The 19,322-nt window shown below is 48.9% G+C and carries 13 protein-coding genes and 2 riboswitches; of the genes, 1 reads left to right on the forward strand and 12 read right to left on the reverse strand.

Features of this window, described 5'->3' with window-relative positions; translation table 11 throughout:
• Window positions 1-41: 41 nt before the first annotated feature.
• The 12 genes from HPL003_RS26450 to gcvH all read right to left on the reverse strand — a co-directional run bounded on the left by HPL003_RS26450 (window position 42) and on the right by gcvH (window position 17,522).
• Complete coding sequence (locus tag HPL003_RS26450; protein WP_014282889.1) at window positions 42-806, reverse strand: LytR/AlgR family response regulator transcription factor; 765 nt, start codon at window positions 804-806, stop codon at window positions 42-44.
• Complete coding sequence (locus tag HPL003_RS26455) at window positions 803-2,464, reverse strand: sensor histidine kinase (protein WP_081473811.1); 1,662 nt, start codon at window positions 2,462-2,464, stop codon at window positions 803-805. The genes HPL003_RS26450 and HPL003_RS26455 overlap by 4 nt, the downstream gene beginning before the upstream one ends.
• Window positions 2,465-2,516: 52 nt before the next feature.
• On the reverse strand, window positions 2,517-3,503 hold the full coding sequence (locus HPL003_RS26460) for a S66 family peptidase (protein ID WP_014282891.1): 987 nt from the start codon (window positions 3,501-3,503) through the stop codon (window positions 2,517-2,519).
• A 350-nt stretch (window positions 3,504-3,853) separates the two neighbouring features.
• Entirely contained in the window at window positions 3,854-4,495 is a 642-nt protein-coding gene (locus HPL003_RS26465; protein WP_014282892.1) for a 50S ribosomal protein L25, read from the reverse strand.
• Between the two features lie 215 nt (window positions 4,496-4,710).
• A complete protein-coding gene (pulA, locus tag HPL003_RS26470) occupies window positions 4,711-7,212 on the reverse strand; it encodes a type I pullulanase (RefSeq protein WP_014282893.1) in 2,502 nt (833 codons plus the stop codon).
• Between the two features lie 295 nt (window positions 7,213-7,507).
• A complete protein-coding gene (locus HPL003_RS26475) occupies window positions 7,508-9,163 on the reverse strand; it encodes an amino acid ABC transporter ATP-binding/permease protein (protein WP_014282894.1) in 1,656 nt (551 codons plus the stop codon).
• Window positions 9,156-11,309, reverse strand: coding sequence for a DUF454 family protein (locus tag HPL003_RS26480; RefSeq protein ID WP_014282895.1), 2,154 nt, complete (start codon window positions 11,307-11,309; stop codon window positions 9,156-9,158). Before HPL003_RS26480 ends, HPL003_RS26475 begins: the two co-directional genes overlap by 8 nt.
• Before the next feature lie 212 nt (window positions 11,310-11,521).
• Window positions 11,522-12,667: a mannitol-1-phosphate 5-dehydrogenase gene (locus tag HPL003_RS26485; protein ID WP_014282896.1), complete on the reverse strand. Its 1,146-nt coding sequence runs from the start codon at window positions 12,665-12,667 to the stop codon at window positions 11,522-11,524.
• Entirely contained in the window at window positions 12,664-13,098 is a 435-nt protein-coding gene (locus tag HPL003_RS26490; RefSeq protein WP_014282897.1) for a PTS mannitol transporter subunit IIA, read from the reverse strand. Before HPL003_RS26490 ends, HPL003_RS26485 begins: the two co-directional genes overlap by 4 nt.
• A complete protein-coding gene (locus tag HPL003_RS26495; RefSeq protein ID WP_014282898.1) occupies window positions 13,095-15,170 on the reverse strand; it encodes a BglG family transcription antiterminator in 2,076 nt (691 codons plus the stop codon). Before HPL003_RS26495 ends, HPL003_RS26490 begins: the two co-directional genes overlap by 4 nt.
• A gap of 82 nt (window positions 15,171-15,252) precedes the next feature.
• On the reverse strand, window positions 15,253-16,731 hold the full coding sequence (locus HPL003_RS26500; RefSeq protein ID WP_014282899.1) for a PTS mannitol transporter subunit IIBC: 1,479 nt from the start codon (window positions 16,729-16,731) through the stop codon (window positions 15,253-15,255).
• A gap of 395 nt (window positions 16,732-17,126) precedes the next feature.
• Entirely contained in the window at window positions 17,127-17,522 is a 396-nt protein-coding gene (gene gcvH / locus HPL003_RS26505; RefSeq protein ID WP_014282900.1) for a glycine cleavage system protein GcvH, read from the reverse strand.
• Window positions 17,523-17,822: 300 nt separating this feature from the next.
• Window positions 17,823-18,010, forward strand: a riboswitch (glycine riboswitch).
• A riboswitch (glycine riboswitch) is annotated at window positions 18,011-18,107 on the forward strand. It abuts the riboswitch before it with no gap.
• 79 nt (window positions 18,108-18,186) lie between these two features.
• Here gcvH and gcvT point away from each other — a divergent pair.
• Window positions 18,187-19,287, forward strand: a complete 1,101-nt coding sequence (gene gcvT / locus HPL003_RS26510) for a glycine cleavage system aminomethyltransferase GcvT (RefSeq protein ID WP_014282901.1) — start codon at window positions 18,187-18,189, stop codon at window positions 19,285-19,287.
• Window positions 19,288-19,322 lie beyond the last annotated feature (35 nt).

The raw sequence follows: 19,322 nt of genomic DNA on the forward strand, positions 1-19,322 counted from the left end.
ATTTGAGGAATGAAATGCACGTATAGCGGAATGAAGTGCCTTTATAGCCGCATAATTTGCCGAAATTCCTTGGCCTTGCTGCGGCTCACCGGAATCTCCGCGTCCAGACCACGCAAGCGTAGGAGATACGTATGATTGAACCATGGCACAATTTCACGAATCTGCGACAGATTCACCGTATAGGAACGGTGACAACGGAAAAAGTCCTGCTGCGGCAAGCGGGCATGAAATTCCGAGATGCTCATCGGCATCGTATATTCCTCGTGTCTTGTAAAGACACGGGTGACCTTTTCCTGTGCGCACGCATAATAAATATCGTTGGCATCCGTTACAATGATTTTGTCGTTTTTTAGCAGATTGATACGGCCCGGGCCGCTAACGGTGCTGGTTTCAGCAGGTCGGAGCTGCACAGGCTGGGCAGTCTCCTGTACCTGAACGTTTCGCTGCTCATAAGCATTTTCCAGCTTACGCAGCACGGCGGCGATCCGTTTTTCATCATACGGCTTGAGAATGTAATCAAATGCCTCCAGTTCGAAAGCCTGCGCGGCATGCTCTTTATAGGCGGTCGTGAAAATAATATAAGGCTTTTTGGCAAATTTGCTAATGTTCTGCGCCAGCAGCATCCCGTCCAGCGAAGGAATGTTAATATCGAGAAAAATAGCATCCGTCTCATGGTCCTGCAAAAAACGGAACACGTCCAGTCCGTCCTCAAAGCTGTTCGTCACTTCAATATGGCTGTGGGTCTGAATGAGATACTCCAGCTCTTCACGCGCCGGAATTTCGTCTTCTACAATGATGGCCTTCATGACTTCTCCTTTGGTATGTCAAAATAAACTTCGGTGCCTGGCTCATGCTTGAGAATAATAACCCCCTCGCCATACATGAGCTTGAGTCGTCTATGCACATTATACAAGCCAATTTGTTTGGCCGGAACCCGATCATGATACAGGTTATCCACGACATCATCCCGTATGCCTACTCCTGTATCTGCCACGGAAATCCGTACCTTTTCCCCTCGATCCTTTACAGAAATGGTAACTGTACCTGGTCCCTTTTTCTTGAGGATCCCATGATTAATCGCATTCTCAACCAGCGGCTGGATGATAAGGCTTGGAATACGCACGGATACCTCGTCCATAACATACTTCACCTGAAGCCGGTTGCCGAAGCGGGCTTTTTCAATTTCCACGTAATCAGACACCTGCTGAAGCTCCTTATGAATTTCAATTAAATCATCATTCAGCTCCAAATTATAACGCAGATATCCCGACAAATTAATGATCAGCTCTCGTGCCTTATCCGGCTTGGTGCGTGTCGTAGAGGCGATAGCGTTCAGTGCGTTGAACAGAAAATGCGGATTAATTTTAGTCTGGAGCGCCTTCAACTCGGCTTTATTCGCCGCTTCCTTAATTTGCTCCACCCGGGATACTTCCATTAATGTGGAAATAATTTGGGACAAGCCAATCGCCATCGTTTGCAACGGATACGTAATTTTATAAGCTTTGCGGTAGTAAATTTTCAGGGTTCCGGTCACCTCTCCCCGTTCCTCCAGCGGGATAATGAGCAGAGACTGGATTTGGGGCGTTTTATCGTCGGCAATATGGTTGCGAATTGTGATTTTACCGCTACGGATCGTTGATTTGGTCACATCGCTAATAATCTCGTCACCGATATGATAACGGTCCTCACCAAAACCGACATAGGCCAGTACATCTCTAGTATCCGTAATCGCCACCGCGTCCGCCTTGATATCCTCCTTAATGATCGAACAAATCGTATGAAGGGATTCGGCATTAATGGAGCGAAAATAAGGCAACGTCTTGTTGGCAATATCTAGAGCGAGCTTGGCCTGTCTGGCCGCGATATTTTCCTTTTCCCCCTCGACACTCTGAATCAGCAGAACGATCAGACCGACGCTGACTTGCCCGATAATCATGGGCAAACCGATTTTAGAGACGATGTCCAAACCAAGCTCGTACGGTTGTGCCATCACCAGAATAAGGAGCATCGTTAATGTTTCGCAGATCATCCCAGCGGCAATACCGACCAGCCACCTCTTGGAGCGGTCGACTCGGCGCCCGATATATCCCGATACCACACCTGCCAGAATACTCGTAATCAGACACGGAATCGAGGTCACTCCCCCGATATCAATCAGATAACGGTGAATACCCGATACAATACCCGTAATAATCCCGACCCACGGTCCGAACAAGATGCCGCCCGCCATAATCGCAATAATCCGGACATTGACGAGCGAACCTTCGACTTCAATCCCGGAGTACGTGCCAAACAGTGCAAACATGCAAAAAATCATCGTTAATAGCGTCAGCTCTGCCGGGGAATGGCTGTTCTTTTGCAAGGTTTCCTTAAACCGGGGAATACGGGTAATAAAAAATAGACAAATCAGCAACAACGCTGCGCGTTCAAATAGCTGCATCAACGTTTCCAAAAAGCCGTTCACATGCGTTCCTCCCAAATATAAACCCATCATCAAGCCTTCTCTACCCCACTCACTATTCACATATTTCCAGATCAATCATGCCATTCCGGGCGCAAATACTCGCCTTCCCGCCAATCGGATATGTAAATTGCGGTGTGGTGTGTCCGAAATCCGCATCTGCGATCACCGGAATAGAGGCCAGTTCCTTTTTCGAGCTAATGATTTTCCTCAGCAATTTTTCCGTCATATGAGAAGCCTGCTGAAAACGTCCGATGATGATTCCTCTCACCTGATCGAATCCCGGTTGGTGCAGCAATGATTGCAAATCCCGATCAAACGTAGCAGGGGAGCTTCCATAATCATCCTCAACAAATAGAATCGTTCCTTCCAGACTCGGCATATACGGCGTTCCCTGCAACAAATTCAGGGTACACAGGTTTCCACCCACAATTGTACCATGTGCTTCTCCTTCGTGAATCGCATAAGGCCCGACATTGCGGTGAAAGATTCGTTGATCCTGATCCAAATACCATGTATCGTCACTCCACTCTGGCGAAGACTGGATTTGAATACTGCCCTCTTCCAACATCATCCTTTGAAAATATGCTGTCGTGTATTCATTCCCTTGCTGCATGCCAAATGTAAAAAATTGGGGACCTGCATACGTGATAAGTCCTGTTTTCGCATATATGGCATGACTTAAAGCAGTGATATCCGAATAACCGCATAACCGTTTAGGATGAGAACCAATCAGTTCATAGTCAAGGTGGGCAAGGAGCTGATTAGCATTATACCCGCCAATGGCAGTCAGAATGCCCTTCACCTTCGAATCGGCAAAAGCTTCGTGCAAATCTGCCACTCTGGACTCTATTGAGGAAGATGTAAAATCATCGCTTTCCAGCACATGTTGCGAAAAGCTCACCGTAAACCCGAGTTGCTCCAGCTTTTGCTGGGCGATCAGGCGATTTTTCTCGGAAACGATAGACAAACTTCTGGACGGTGAAAGAATGCGTATCTCGTCTCCAGCCTTTAGTTTGGGCGCTTGCTTTCCTATGGTCATGGTCATCCCCCCTATTACGAAACATTTAAACTGCCACAAATTATACCATCAACCTCCATCTATATAAACTGAGCTTAAAAGTTACTTATTGCGCCACTGTGCAGTCGATTACCGTCTGATAGCGATATTCCCCGGCTCATTGGCCCGATGATGATGCTATTCAATTACTTGCTTTTGCTGGCGGTATGACTACTATCCTCATTCTTTTCCTGCACAAGCTCTTTCAATTGGATGTAATCACATATTATTTAAACGCAAAAAATCGCCCCTGATCAGGGAGCGATTTTAGATTTATGTTTGAATAACCGTCTTCAGCAGAAAGGCACTCATCTATCCGATGACCTACAGCATCAGGATTCCTTGTTTTCGGAAGCCACTTCAGTGCCTTCTGTTGCAGCTGCATCGCCTGCTATAGCAGCATTTTCCACCTCAACCGCACGCGGAACGATAATGGAAGCAAGCAGCTCTTCCTCAGGAACGTGCAACGTTACTCCTTTAGGAAGTTTCAGGTCGCTTGCGCTCAGCTTGTCACCGACATCCAGTGTGGATACATCCACCTCAATGGTAGATGGCAGGTCAGCAGGAAGACCCTCGACTTCGACTTCGGTTTCCTGAATTTGCAGAATACCGCCTGTTTTTGTACCTACAGGTGTACCCTGATAATCAATAGAAACACGCACGCGAAGCGGCTTGTTTTTGGAAATTTTCAAAAAATCGGCATGCAACCACTGGTTGTCGCGCTGCTGATAATCCTTAATGATGACCGGAATAGTTTCTCCACCCTCTACTGTGAGGTTGAACACCTCCGAACGTCCGGTTCTGACTACTTTATTAAATTCTTTGGCATCGACATGTACAGGGGTTCCTTCAAGTTCAGAGCCGTAAACCACAGCTGGAATCCGTCCTTTTAACCTCAATCCACGAAGTGCCGAACCCTTCTTCTCTGTTCTCGGCTGGGCGGTCAGTTGAATACTTCCTCCATTAGAACTCATGATTACAACCTCCTTCAGGTTACCTTACATAATGATTATTCCTCAAGAATCTTGCCTGTTCACCAGTCGTACTACAAGGTATAAGCCAGCAAGCTGGCAAAACTAAACAAGTCCATAATTCTATGTTACCCCTTTTTTCTGAAACTGACACACGTTTGCATAAAAAAATAGCATTTCTCGAAATAATCGAAAAATGCTATTTCTGAAAAATAAAGCTATCCTGCCCGGTTGTCGTTGACCAGCAGCATATATTCTTCTCTGCCACTGTGAATCAATACCTGCATCACAGATCGGTTCAGGTCTACATCAATATACCGGTCGGCCTCAATATCCTTGGCATCCCACTGATTTAGACGGATGATGTAGCCGATACGCCGCACATAAGGAGCCACTTGAATACGCGCTACTGCGCGACCGTCATCCAATTCACTCAATTCTACATGTCCGTCTCGGCATCCGGTGCCCCATACCCACACATTCCAGCCGGAATATTGTCGATCCGCACGCTCGTAAATCAACTCAATGGTGCGATACAACGCTGCTTCTTCGTACTGACCTGCGATTTCTTGGTCTGTTCCCTCATCCGAATCTTCCAATCCGTTCTCCCCCAGCTCCGTCGTCTGATCCTGTCCGGTCAAAAAGGAGACTTGAGCAGGTTCTTCCTGATCATACAGTACCATCATCGACCAGCGCGAAACGGTCACACGATGGCCTGCTACTTCATACCGTATCTCATTTCCAGCCCCGTGAGCATCCACAACGACACGCCAGCGATCCGATTCCGCAGGCAGCAGTATCGTCTGCTCCGTATCCGAGCCATTATAAATCACCACAATATGATTCCAGGCATCGCCGTTAGCATGGTGCCTCAATGCAAAAGCTACCACATGCCCGCTGCTGTGCAGCACTTCCATATGCTGCTCCACCAGCTCCCGGTGATCCATCCGGAATGCCGGATGACTGCGCCGTAAAGCAATTAATCCCTGATAATAATCAAATACGGGACGAAATCTCGCCTTGTTCTCCCAGCGAATAGCATTCACCACATCCACACTACGGTAGCTATTATGGTCTCCATATTTGGAGCGCAACAGTTCATCACCTGCATGGATAAAGGGAATGCCCTGGGAGGTCAGTACCATGCCGTTTGCCAGTAAGGATTTTCGTACGGTTTCTTCCTCCAGCAATTCATGTTCATTCACTTCCCGGTACGGGTCTGCTTCCGCCACGGCTTGCTCGGCTGTTCTCCCATCCTGCGGCTGACCCTGCTTCCATTGCGGAAAACCGCAGCGCTCCCGCAAATGCCGCACCGTCAAAATTTTATCCCATAGATTGAGATTATCGTGAGCCGTGACATAATTGACGGTCTCCGAAGGTTGAGCCGTAAAATCATGAATAGCGCCAAAAGCGCCTTTAAGCACCAGCTCCTCCTGATCCCATGCCCCCGTTGCAAAGCCACTTTCGGTACCATCACTGTCACCCTTAATAGCAGAACGGTAGTTGTCATTGAAGACGGCAAAGCCTTTGTCCCTTTGTGTTCCTTTTAACGTAAGCAGAGGCTGCGGGGATACTCCTCCCGTCCAAGGCTCTCCATAGATAAGCAGATCGGGACGAACCTCAGAGCGAAGCTCCTGTGTAAGCTGCTCCACAGTCGGCGTATCTATCAGTCCCATCAGATCAAAACGGAAGCCGTCTATATGATATTCTTCTGCCCAATAACGCAGTGAATCCTTGATATACTTGCGAACCATCGGGCGTTCGCTTGCCACCTCATTACCCACACCCGAGCCGTTGGAAAGCTGCCCATGCTCATCCGTACGGTAATAGTAACCCGGTACAACAGGCTCAAACGACCCTTTTTCCACCGAGAAAGTATGGTTGTACACGACGTCCATAATGACTCCGATGCCAGCAGTATGCAGGGATTGCACCAGCAGCTTCAACTCCCGTATACGCGCCTCCGGGTCAGCCGGATTCGAAGAATAAGATCCCTCCGGCACATTATAGTGCTGCGGATCATAGCCCCAGTTATATTTCGTGTCCCGTTCCGCAAAATCATTCACCGTATGGAAGTCAGCCACCGGAAGTAGATGAACATGTGTAATACCCAGCTCCAGCAAATGATCCAGTCCGATGCTGTTGCCTGCCGTATCTTTTAGTCCCTTATACGTAAAAGCTGCAAACCGTCCCTGTGCGACAGACAAGTCTTTTTCTCCAGTATTAAAATGTGCATCCATTGAAAAATCACGCACATGAAGCTCATATATAATGGCATCCGTAGCCCGGACAAGTGTGGGTCCAGCATCCTCTTTCCATCCGTCCGGATGGGTTTGAGCCAAATCGACGATTGCCGTACGCTGTCCATTGGCTGATACCGCTGTCGCATAAGGGTCGGCTGCATAATGAAGTGTGCGGTCTGCCCATTCCAGCCTATACATGTAATAATACTTATTCCAGTCGCCTTCCAGCTCTACGGACCATACACCGTGCTCATCACAGCTCATCGGAAATTCCCGGCCACCGCTATGGTCCTGAACGTTACCTTCCTGGTCGTACAATCCAGCGTTGTCATACAGCGCTACATGGACCTGCTTCGCAGTCGGTGCCCATACTTTAAACAGGCTGCCCGCAGGCGTATAAGTAAGACCCAAATCATGGCCTTCATATGTGGGATATGTTGTGTACTCAAGCTCCTTGAGTTGATTGAAATCAGACATTCCTATTCACCATCCATTTCTGTACAGCGGCTTTCAGCCTCTGTTCATCCATCATTTATGATGCATACGACTTGTCAGTATACCTACAGGATTTTGCAAAATCCTCACCTACTAGGCTATCAAAATAAGACAAGCTTGAAAAGTCGGATGATTTCAAATACGGATGCTGCTTTCATTTCACACGCACACTCCATTTTATGACAAAACCATGAACAGGCTACAACAGCAGCCCTTCAAGCACCATAAATAATTCCCTTTATCCCTTCACGTTCATGTAAAAAATATCAAAAAAAATTCAAGACAGCCTCCGGTTATCCATCTGAAACATATCGTCCGCAATTCGCATGGTGGAGCTTCGGTGGGAAACAAGGACAATCGTTTTATCCTGTTGCTGTTCCTTTAACGATTTTAAGATGATCGCTTCATTCAGGCTGTCCAAATTGCTGGTAGGCTCATCGAGCAGCAGGAGCGGAGCATCATGAACAAAGGCTCTGGCCAGCCCTAGCCGCTGACGTTCACCACCGGATAGCCTGTCCCCCAATTCTCCAACACGGCTGTCATATCCTTGAGACAAGGTCATAATAAAATCATGCACCGATGCCCTGCGGGCTGCTTCCACAACCTGCTCATGCGTAGCATCAGGTTTTCCAATTTTAATATTGGCCGCAATCGTATCATCGAACAGGAACGTATCCTGATCCACATAGCTTTGCAGACCTCTCAAATGCTTCGTTCCGATTTCTTTCAAATCGTGTCCAGATAGCAAAATCCCGCCCTGCTGTGGGTCCCTGAATCGCATCAGCAGCTTGAGCAAAGTGGACTTGCCGGAGCCGCTTTTCCCCTGAATACCTGTAATCCGCTTGTGCGAGATGGTAAGACTTACATTATCCAGCACCGTCTGACCATCATATGCAAAAGTGACCTTGTCCACCTGCGCCCCGGTAAAGGCAACGCTCATTCCCCCGATATTTTCCTCGACCTCCGGGGTTTCCTCCAGCAGACTCAGCACTCGTTCCCCGCTCGCCAGCGTTTGAAGCAGATTGTTGGACAAATTGCTAAGCGCAACTACCGGGCCAAACGAGCTAAACAGGGCAATGACGGAAATAAGCATCCCTGTAAAGCTGACCTGCCCCTTGGACATGCCATACAATCCAGCCAGCAGCATCAGAAATGAAAAACCCACTACCGCTGCATCCGTTATCGCTCTTGTGATGCCTTCATGATGCTTCAAGCTCTTCTGCTTGGCATCCAATTGATCCGTGCGACGGTTAATCTCCGCCAGCCGCTGTTCTCCGAGCCCGTATTGTACGATTTCCTTCATACCACGCAGACTATCCAGAAAATAACTGCTCAGCTTGCCGAAGCTGCTCCGATATTCCATGCCCTGACGTCTGCCCATACGCGACGTTAACAGGGGAATGAACAGACCGACTGTTAAGTAAGCAAGCACAGCGAGCCAACCTAACACAGGTTCATAGGAACCGATAAAGAATACCATCAACAGGGAAGTAATGATTCCAATTATAACAGGCGCTATCGTATGCGCATAAAACACTTCCAGCAGTTCAATATCACTTGTAATCAGCGAGATCAGATTCCCTTTGTCCTTGCCTTCGAGCTTAGCTGGTGCAAGTCTGCGCAGAGCTTGAAGCACCTTGTCACGCAGTACAGCCAGCAGTTTGAAGGCGAGGTAATGACCACTCATTTGCTCACCATAACGGAACACGCCGCGCAGTACAGCACAAACCACGATGAGCGTGAGCAGGAACGTCATGCTGTAGCCCGTCGGGATGCCCGTTGCTGTAAGCAGGGCAAGGGCTCCATAGACAATAATGCCAATAGCACAAGCAAATCCGAGCACTCCAGTAACGATCGTTATGAGCAAAATGGGTAACAGTGGCCCCGCCAGTGCCATTAATCGGGCCATAATCCGCAATCCGTGTCTACGCATATACAGCACCTCCTTTTACAAACTGTTCTACCCGGTGTTGACTGAGATACAACTCAGCATAGTGTCCCTGCTGGCTCATTAGTTCAGCATGTGTGCCGGACTCTGCCACTTGGCCATTCCGCAGCACATAAATGCGGTCGGATTGGACAACATTTTCCAGTCTATGCGAGATAAGAACAACGGTTTTGCTGCCTGCCAGCGCATGTATAACCTCCATAATGCCTGCCTCGCTCTCACTGTCTATGTTAGAGGTCGCCTCGTCAAAAATGTACACGCTACTATCATGCAGCAGCGCTCTTGCCAGCGCTAGCCGTTGGCGTTGTCCTCCTGACAGATTGGCTCCCTGCTCCTCCAGTTCATACTCCAGTCCTCCCTGTGAGAGAATGAAGTCATACAGCTTCACCTGCCGCAAGGCTTCCAGCATTTGTTCCTCATCAGCGTGCTCATTGCCCATTTTCAAATTAGCTTCGACCGTACCCTTGAAAATATAGCTGTTGAAGCCGATCCAGGTCATGTGACGCATACGGCTTTCTTCCGAACTGGCGACAAGCTCGGTTCCTCCAACGGTCAAGCTTCCCCGATAACCTTCGTGATGTCCGACGATTAATCCGGCTACCGTGCTTTTACCAGAGCCTGATTCCCCGACAATTGAAACAAAGCTGCCCTGGGGAATATCCATAGATATATTTCGTAGGGTGTCCCTTTCGTCGTAGGCAAAGTTCACCTGATCCAGTCGAATATCGGTAGTCTCAATGCTTTTTTTTCCTTGTACTAGCTCCTCTGTACTCAGAATTTGAAATATTTTGTCACTCGCTGCCATCCCATTCATAGCGATATGAAAGTAAGAGCCTAGCAGGCGCAGCGGAATGAAGAACTCCGCCGACAGCAGCACAATGATCAGCGCTCCCGCCAAGCCGATATGACCAGCGGAATATTCGCTCACTGCGACCAGAACGCCCGCAGCGGCACCGCCAAATGCGATAAGGTCCATGACTGCCACCGAGTTTAACTGCATAGTCAGTACTTTCATTGTCATTTTGCGAAAATCCTCGGCCGCCGTGTTCATTTCCTGGTGCTTCTCCTGATCTGTCCCATATATTTTAAGCGTGGTCAGGCCCTGTACATTTTCCAAAAAGCTGTGACCCAGATTGACATAGCTGCCCCAATATTTTCGAAACAGCTTTTTAGCCATCCTCATAATGACTATAATCGACACCGGAATCAACGGAACGCAGATCAACAGAATAATGGCAGCCTTGAAGCTGACAAAAGATAAGGTGATGAACAACGTTATGGGTGCAAGCAGACTGTAAAATAATTGGGGCATGTATCTGCCAAAATAGGTCTCAAGCTGCTCCACTCCTTCTACAGCAACCTGAATAACCCCCGATGTGGAGGTATGATCCGTGTACGCTGGCCCCAGCTTCAGCAGCTTGCCGTAAATTTGCGAGCGCAGCGTTTTTTTTGCATTCACGGAGGCCCGATAGGACAGCATACTGGCTGCATAATTGCACAAGCATCGGACTGCAATCGCAGCAATGACAATGGCCGTCACAGATAGAATCAGCTCACGGGTATCTTGTCCCGCCCATGCCTGCTGCAAAACATAGGACATGGACAAAACAGCGGCTATACTGCCTAAAAGACCGATCCACTGCACTAGTACACCCAGAACGATATATTTTCGGGAATGCTCCACCAGACCAAGCAGACGGCTGTCGACCATTTTAGACTTTTTCTTCGTGGTATCAACAGATAGAATTGGGGATGGAGTTTCTGCTGTAGTGCCTCTCACCGTTCCGATTCGGAATATAAAGTAATAATATTTGAAGAGGATGACCAATACGATGACCGCTTTGGCCCACACTTGGGGAGATAAAACAAAGCCAGTAATGAGCATCGCTGACGCCAATCCCAGTGCCGTGATTTTAGTGGAGAGCTTCAGCGATCTTGTTTGGACAAAGCTTTCCAGATGCTTTTGGTACAAAGAGGTGTTCGAAAACCATTGGTGAATCCGTTCAGACCCCCGCATAAAGAAAAAGGCTGCCAGCAGCAGAAAAGGCGTAGTCGGCAGCAACGGTACCACCACGCCAATAACTCCAAGCGCCAAAAATAGAAACCCTAAGGTAACATAGATCGGTTTCACTGTAATCCTCCCTAAATAGATATGATGATGATTCCATTTTATAGATAATGATAATCATTATCAATATAAACAATTTAAGCAGGTTGTTATGTGATGTAAATCACGCATATAAAAATCCTCTTGAAGCACATCCCTACAGAACACTTTAGTGTTGATGTGGATGTTTTGTCTTCAAGAGGATTACCGAAAATAATGCGCGTTATTTCGTTGTTTTATGAATTTATAATATCATATTGCTCCAATACCTGCCGATGTAGCGGGTGATCTGCGGGTATGGATGTATAGCGTGTCAGCGCCACACCCAGTCCTTCGCTGCGGATCACCTGCTGAAGCTCGACTGCCTCAGGGTCCTCCGCAATATCAAATTTACAGGCAGCAGCCATTCCTAACGCCAGATGATCCGTCGGGATGCCATACTCCTCTGCTTGCAGTGCCGGACGTACAAGACGGTCATTGGGAGACAGCTTCCGCAACGGTGAACGTCCAACCCGAGTGACCTCGTCTGTCAGATTAGGGTTTCTGAAGCGATCCAAAATTTTGGAAATGTACATCTTATGCTCCCCCTGATCCAAACCGAAGCGCTTCACAAGCACCGCCCCTGTTTCCTCCAGTGCCCCTTGTATCGAATCCACCACCTTGTCATCCTTCATCGCTTCCTGAATGGTAGCATAACCCGCGGTATAACCAAGGTAGGCCGCCACGCAATGTCCCGTATTCACCGTGAACAGCTTGCGTTCAATGTAAGGCTCCAGATCCTGTACGTAAAGGATGCCTTCGATCTCTTTATGGTCAGAAGCCATTTGCGATCGATCCACCACCCACTCGTAAAAAGGCTCTACCTGCACATACAACGGGTCTTCATGATGCTGGATCGGCACAATCCGGTCTACAGCAGCATTTGGAAAATAAACCGAAGCTTCTGCCTTGGCACGAGTCGCCTCATCCAGTAGCGCAAAAACATGCTCTTTCAGTTGGGCGCTGCCTCCGATTGCATTTTCGCAGGCGATCACATGCAGCGGTGCTGCCCCACGCTCTACCCGCCGCTTAATTCCCTCGGCAATGCCTGCTGCAATATGCTTGAGGATGCTGACACCCACTGCGGTCGTTACCAAATCAGCGTGGTCTACCGCGTCTGCTACAGCCCCCGCATCTTTGCCGTCAATCGCGGTTACATTCGTGACCATTTCTGTATCCTTGGTATCATTAGCTAGCTCTACAGTGTATTGCTTGCGGCGGCGTAACTCGGATACAAGGGTGTCGTTAACATCCGAAAAGACAACCTCATAGCCTGCACGCGACAGAATCAATCCGATAAACCCGCGACCGATATTTCCTGCTCCAAAGTGGACGGCTCTCATAGCTCCATCTCACTTTCGAACAGATCAATAATTTCCTGAGGGGTTACCGCGTTGCGAAGTTTATCCATGTTTTCTTCCTCGGCACACACCACCGCGATACTCGTCAGAATCTCCATATGATCGCCGCCTTGTGCTGCGATGCCGATCACCATATATGCTTTTTCTTCCCCAAAATCTACACCTTGCGGGAACTGAATGATCGAGATGCCTGTCGATTGAATGAACGTCTTGGATTCCTTCGTGCCGTGTGGAATAGCCAGCCCGTTCCCGATATAGGTGGACACGATCTCCTCACGTTCCAGCATCTTGTCAATGTACTCACCTGTAATATGTCCCGCATCCAGCAGGATTTGTCCAGCCATGCGAATCGCCTCATATTTGTCTTTGGCGGTTGCGTTCATTTTCACTTTGTCTATCGTCATAATACTCACGGTAGGTTCCTCCCTGTCCCTAATTTACTATGAAAAAATTCAGCCAGTTCACTTGATATATAATTGGCGATATGCTCACGGCTACCGTGTTTCAATAGCGTAACCATGTCTTCCCGAAGTAGTAATGCACTAATCTCGCTCAATACCTCCAAGCTTTCTCTCGGCAGCTCGCGAGGTCCCAACATAAGCAGCACGCAATCTACCTGTTCGCCTGCATCCGCCAGCAGCGGCTCTGCCAGCTTATACAGCGTAAGCGAAGGCTGGCGAATATAGCGGCTGCGCGTATGAAACAAAGCAATGGAGGTATCAGGAATAACCTGACTACCCTGGCGCTCTCTTTCCATGAGCTGTGCAGCAACGGCAGAAGGCTCTGTGACGTTCCCCCGCCCCGCCTCCAGCATGCAGATAGCCTGTACGGTAGCCTGCATATCCATCCCCTGATTTTCCAGCGTATACACTTGGAATTGCTGCACAATGTGAACAATTTCCTCCAGACTTTTTCGCAGCCCGGTGAGCCACTCCATGCCCTGACCGGTCTGAACGGCCTCCTCCTGCTGTTCATTGGGATGCTTGAGTGTAATATGCTGGATAAAATGACGCAGACGGTCACTCTCCTCCTGCGTCAGCAGCGGGCTGATCTTGAGATAGCGATCCGGTTCAAGCGGTAGCTCCACCGTCGAAATGATCAGATCATAATCCTTTTTCGGAATCCGTGCTGCCTCGTACCATGAGGCCCTATCCACGATTTTGATCTGTGGCAGCTCCTTGGCGAGCCTTGTTGCCAGCAGCCTGGATGATCCAATGCCGCTCGTGCAGACGACGATGGCCCGCACCTCTCGCCGCAATTGTCGCAGCCGCTCCAGCGAAGCGCCGAAATGCATGACGAGAAATCCGATCTCTTCATCTGGTACTTCCATTTCTGTCATGTCCGCCGCAGCCTTCTTCACCGAGTCGAACAAGCTGCCGTAATCCTTGCGGATTTGCTGGAGCAGGGGATTACGGATGGATCTGCCTTCCTTCAAACGTTTGAGTACCGGAGCCATATGGGCAATCAGCCCTTCACGCAGAACGCGATCCTCTGCCAATAGCGTGTCTGTCTCTTCCTCCACACGACGAATCAACTCATGAACCGACTCCAGCAGTACGAGATCATCCAACGGCAGCAGCCGGGTGGAATGATCCTCGGCATCACGGAACAGCAGTCTGAAATAAGATCGTTCCGGCTCCGGAAAATCAATATCCAGCGCCTCTGACAATTCCGTGCATATGCGTTCCACCATAGCTGTGCGCAGCATGATATTCTCATCCGAATCTGTTTTCGAATACGAGAGACGATGATCCACTACGTATCCGAGTCGCAGACGTGCCAGCGAAACGCAAATTTGAATCAACAGCTCCATATATTTGCTTTCCACCATGTTTTTCAGCCATTTCTCATGGGGCTGCCAGAGGGCATTTTCCACGGTCAGCAGGTTCTCCCTGCCAATCATCTCCAGCAACTTGTCGGCGACACGTGTCACAGGACGAAGCTCCTCCCGGCTGGAAAACAGATCCGATTCATCCAAATACTCTAGAGCCAGCTCGGAAATCGCCCGTCTTTTGTCTGTCTCTCGGCCTGTAATCTCGACCCCGTACCCGCGTCGGCGCACAAGCACGAGTCCCCGTTCTCCGATCCAGCCTTGCAATTCGTCCAGATCATGACTGACAGTAGTTACCGTTACCTTCAAATCAGCAGCCAGCGCTAACAGCTTGATCGGCTCCTGTGTATCCAGCAGCATACAGAGAATCACGATCTTTCTTTCCTCAGCCGAATATTCGTCCGACTTCGTATGCATCAATTGCTCCCGCAGACATACAAGCTGAGCCGGGTCGGCATCCACATAGATACCGATCCCTGATTTTTTCTCCAGCTTTACCTCATGAGCCGCCAACCAATGCTCGACTGCGCTGAGTTCCCGGTGAACCGTCCTTGTGCTGACATTAATCTTCGTGGCAATTTCCCCGGCCGTTACCTCTTGGGACTGCTCCAGAAGATATTCCACGATGTCACGTTGTCGTTTCGTAATATTCATAAGCGCATACCGTTCCTTCCCAAGCTCATCCCTTCCGCAGAACACATGAACTGCACACAGGCGGCCTGACTACTACGGGGGATTAAGAATCGGATTTCAGACGTTCCACCAGCGCTTCGTATTCAGGGCTTTTCAGGAAATTGTCAATAGAAATATGCTCGGCATTTGGAGCTACCGTTTTAGCACGGTTTGTCAACGTTTTTTGCGTAATGACAATATCCGCATCCTGCGGAATCTCACTGATTGCCGTGTTCGTTACCGTAACGTCCACACCCGCCTGCTTCATTTTTTTGCGTAAAATCGAGGCACCCATAGCGCTTGAGCCCATACCTGCATCACAGGAAAAGACGATCTTGTTGACATCTGATTTATCCTTAACCGTTTGAACTTCGGCAATCTCCGCAGCCCGATCAGCTTCGCGATTATCCTCCGTTACAGCGGCATTTTCGCTTGCACCCTTGCTTTGAGTTTTCATATCCTTCATGCGGGATGCCGCTTCCTCAAGACCCTCTTCTTTTTGCTTACTTGTTTTGAGTAACACAGCAGCAACAGCAAACGATACAACCGCAGCAGCGATCACACCGCTCAGCATTGGCAAATATCCGCCTTTTGGCGTCATCAGGAAATAAGCGATGATACTGCCCGGTGAAGGAGCTGCCACTAGTCCGGCACCTGTTAGCATGAAACAGAAGGTTCCCACAACGCCCCCTGCTATAGCAGCAAGAATCAGAATCGGCTTCATCAAAATATAAGGGAAATAAATTTCATGAATCCCGCCGAAAAAGTGAATGATGACCGCGCCGGGAGCCGATGACTTCGCAGAGCCTTTACCAAACAGGGAGTAGGCCAGCAAAATACCGAGCCCCGGTCCAGGGTTAGATTCAAGCATGAACAAAACGGATTTGCCTGTTCTAGAAGCTTCCTCCAGCGCAATCGGACTCAATACTCCGTGGTTCAGCGCGTTGTTTAAAAATAATACTTTTCCGGGCTCAATAATGAGGTTGACGAGCGGCAACAGCCCTGCGTTCACGAGGAACTGTACCCCTGCTGACAACACTTGACTGATAATTTGTACAAACGGGCCGATGGCCACATGGGCAAGCAATGCTAAAATCGCCCCGATAATCCCTGCCGAGAAGTTATTGACCAGCATTTCAAAGCCTGATTTAACTTTGCCATCAATCGCTTTGTCGAATTTCTTCAATATCCATGCAGCCAGCGGACCAGCTACCATCGCGCCGAGGAACATCGGAATGTCCGCCCCGACAATGACACCCATCGTCATAATGGCCCCGATCACACCTCCACGCTGTCCGTGAATCATTGTGCCACCCGTATAACCGATTAGTAGCGGCAGCAAATAATTTTTCATCGGATCAACCAGTTGTGCAAACCCCTCATTCGGGAACCATCCGGTCGGAATAAAGAGTGCCGTGATTAATCCCCATGCAATAAAGGCCCCCATATTGGGCATAACCATACCACTGAGAAAACGGCCAAAACGCTGTACGGCAACGCGCGCGCCACCGTTTGAATTGGACTTTGCGTCCACTGTGCTCATATTCATATCCTCCTTATAGGTAAAAAGCATCACTACCTTTTCTTAAAATTTATACTAAATGACAACGTTCTCTTCATCAACGAAATGAAAACGTACTTTCGTCATGAACGTTGATGACAACATTTAAATTTAAGATACACAGGCGCTGAATTATCCTACATAATTCCTTTTAATATGGCCTGTAACGTTAGAATTTAGTCGAGAAAACCATGCTGTCTTCTATACAAATTCTGTACAAGGACTATCCTCTAAATAAAGAAAAAACACGTAATTACGCTCACTAAAAAAGACAGCAAAAAATAGCCGCTATGTCCAATCATCGCGACTATTTTTATACAAAATCAAGCGGACAAACGCCGCTCTTATTCAGTTATCCAACCTACATTGCCCCATTATTACTCATTGGCAGTCAACTGCTCGTACTGATCCGCAGACAGCAGCTTGCTTAGTGCTTCCTCTACATCTTCTCCAATCTCCACTTCGATCATCCAGCCTTTTTCATAGGGAGATTCGTTTACCAGCTCAGGCGTACTTTCCAGCGCTTCATTCACCTTCAACACCGTTCCCGTCACCGGAGCGAATAGGTCGGATACTGTCTTTACCGATTCAATAGTACCAATCTCCGCCCCCTGCTCAATCGTTGCTCCCTCCCCAGGCAGCTCCACAAAAACGATATCCCCCAGTTGATGCTGTGCAAAGTCCGTAATACCGATTCGTACCGTTCCATTCTCTGTGCGCTGAACCCATTCGTGTTCCTCTGTGTACCAAAATTGCTGCTTTACTTCACTCATCCTGCTCCGCCTCGCTTCCATATGGATTAAATCGTTTCTCCTACCCGTCTGTGACAGGTTAAGATTATGACAACAAGAACTCTCATGTCAATAATACTAACAAAAATATTTCACATTGCTCCATGTTATCGTCTAACTAAAAATACGACAGGATATAACAAACGCTTACATATCCTTATTTATGAATAAAATGTTTTATAAAAAGATGTTGATGACATTTTTGTTGACATTTCGAATAAATTTGCGTATTAATGGGTTATAACAAGTGCTTTTGGAAATACCCGATAACTGTAAACGCGGATGAACGTGGAGGGAGAGACTGCCAAAACTCGCATAACTAGTTGCCGCCTGTGAAAACAAGGCAGCAAGCGAGTCGGATCAAGCTGTTACCGGCAGGGCCGGATGACGTAGCTGATTCAAGGGCAGCGCCGAAGGAGTAAACCTGCACCGCAGGTGAATCTCTCAGGCAAAAGGACCTCTGCCGGACGCATCTCTGGAGAGCATTCGCCATACAGGCGGATCACCCAAGGGGAAACCCGGTACGCACCGGGGTAACTCTCAGGTATCAAGGACAGAGCTGAAAAAAGTGTGTGGACTGCCGGCCATACGTTTTTTTCAGCCTGTCTTTTTTGTTTAGCTGATCACACAGGATAGGAGTGAAAAAATGACTAACTTGCGAAAAACGCCGCTGTATTCGTCCTACGGCACACGGCCGGGGGTTCGTTGCATTGATTTTGGCGGCTGGGAGCTGCCTGTACAGTTCAGCGGCATTCAAAAGGAGCATGAGGCCGTCCGACAACGCGCCGGATTGTTCGATGTATCGCATATGGGTGAATTTTTGGTCGAGGGTCAGGAAGCCGGGGCATTTCTGCAACAGGTGACGACGAACGATGTCAGTCAGTTGGAGCCAGGTCAGGCCCAATACTCGCTCCTGTGTTACCCGAATGGAGGCGTAGTGGACGACCTGCTTGTTTATTGTAAAGGGCCGGAGCGTTACATGCTCGTTGTGAATGCCTCCAATATCGACAAGGATTGGGATTGGCTGCTTCGCCATGCGCCTGCATCCGTTCATCTGGAAAACGTATCAGATGCGGTAGCACTGGTGGCATTGCAAGGACCTGAAGCCGCTCGTATTGCCGCAGCCGTGACAGACACGAACATTACGAATCTGGCATCCTTCCGATTCAATGAGGATGTGCAATTGTTCGGGGCAAAAGCGCTCGTCTCCCGCACCGGGTACACGGGTGAAGACGGCTTTGAATTTTATGTGCCCGCGGTGGATGCACTGGCAGTGTGGGACGGATTGCTTCGCATCGGTGAGCCGTATGGTCTGGTTCCCGCCGGACTCGGGGCCAGGGATACACTGCGTTTCGAGGCGCGGCTGCCGCTGTACGGACAGGAGTTGTCCGCTACTATTTCGCCACTGGAAGCTGGTTTAGGCTTCTTCGTCAAGCTGAATAAGGGAGATTTTATCGGCAGAGAGGCCCTGCAACGTCAAAAAGAACAAGGTATTCCACGCAAGCTGATCGGACTGGAAATGCTCGACCGCGGCATCCCGCGTGCCCACTATCCCGTTTTTGCGGAAGGACAGCACATTGGCGAGGTCACCACGGGAACCCAGTCACCCACCTTAAAGCGTAATCTGGGTTTGGCTCTGGTGGACAGCCGTTTCAGTTCCCTATCCACGCCGCTAGAGGTCGAGATTCGTGGCAAGCGCCTGCGCGCCGAGGTGGTAGCAGCGCCCTTTTATAAACGTCCACGCTGATTTAATTGCTGGGCTTACTATAACTATCGTGATCC

This window comes from Paenibacillus terrae HPL-003 (assembly GCF_000235585.1).
Taxonomy (GTDB): Bacteria; Bacillota; Bacilli; order Paenibacillales; family Paenibacillaceae; genus Paenibacillus; species Paenibacillus terrae_B.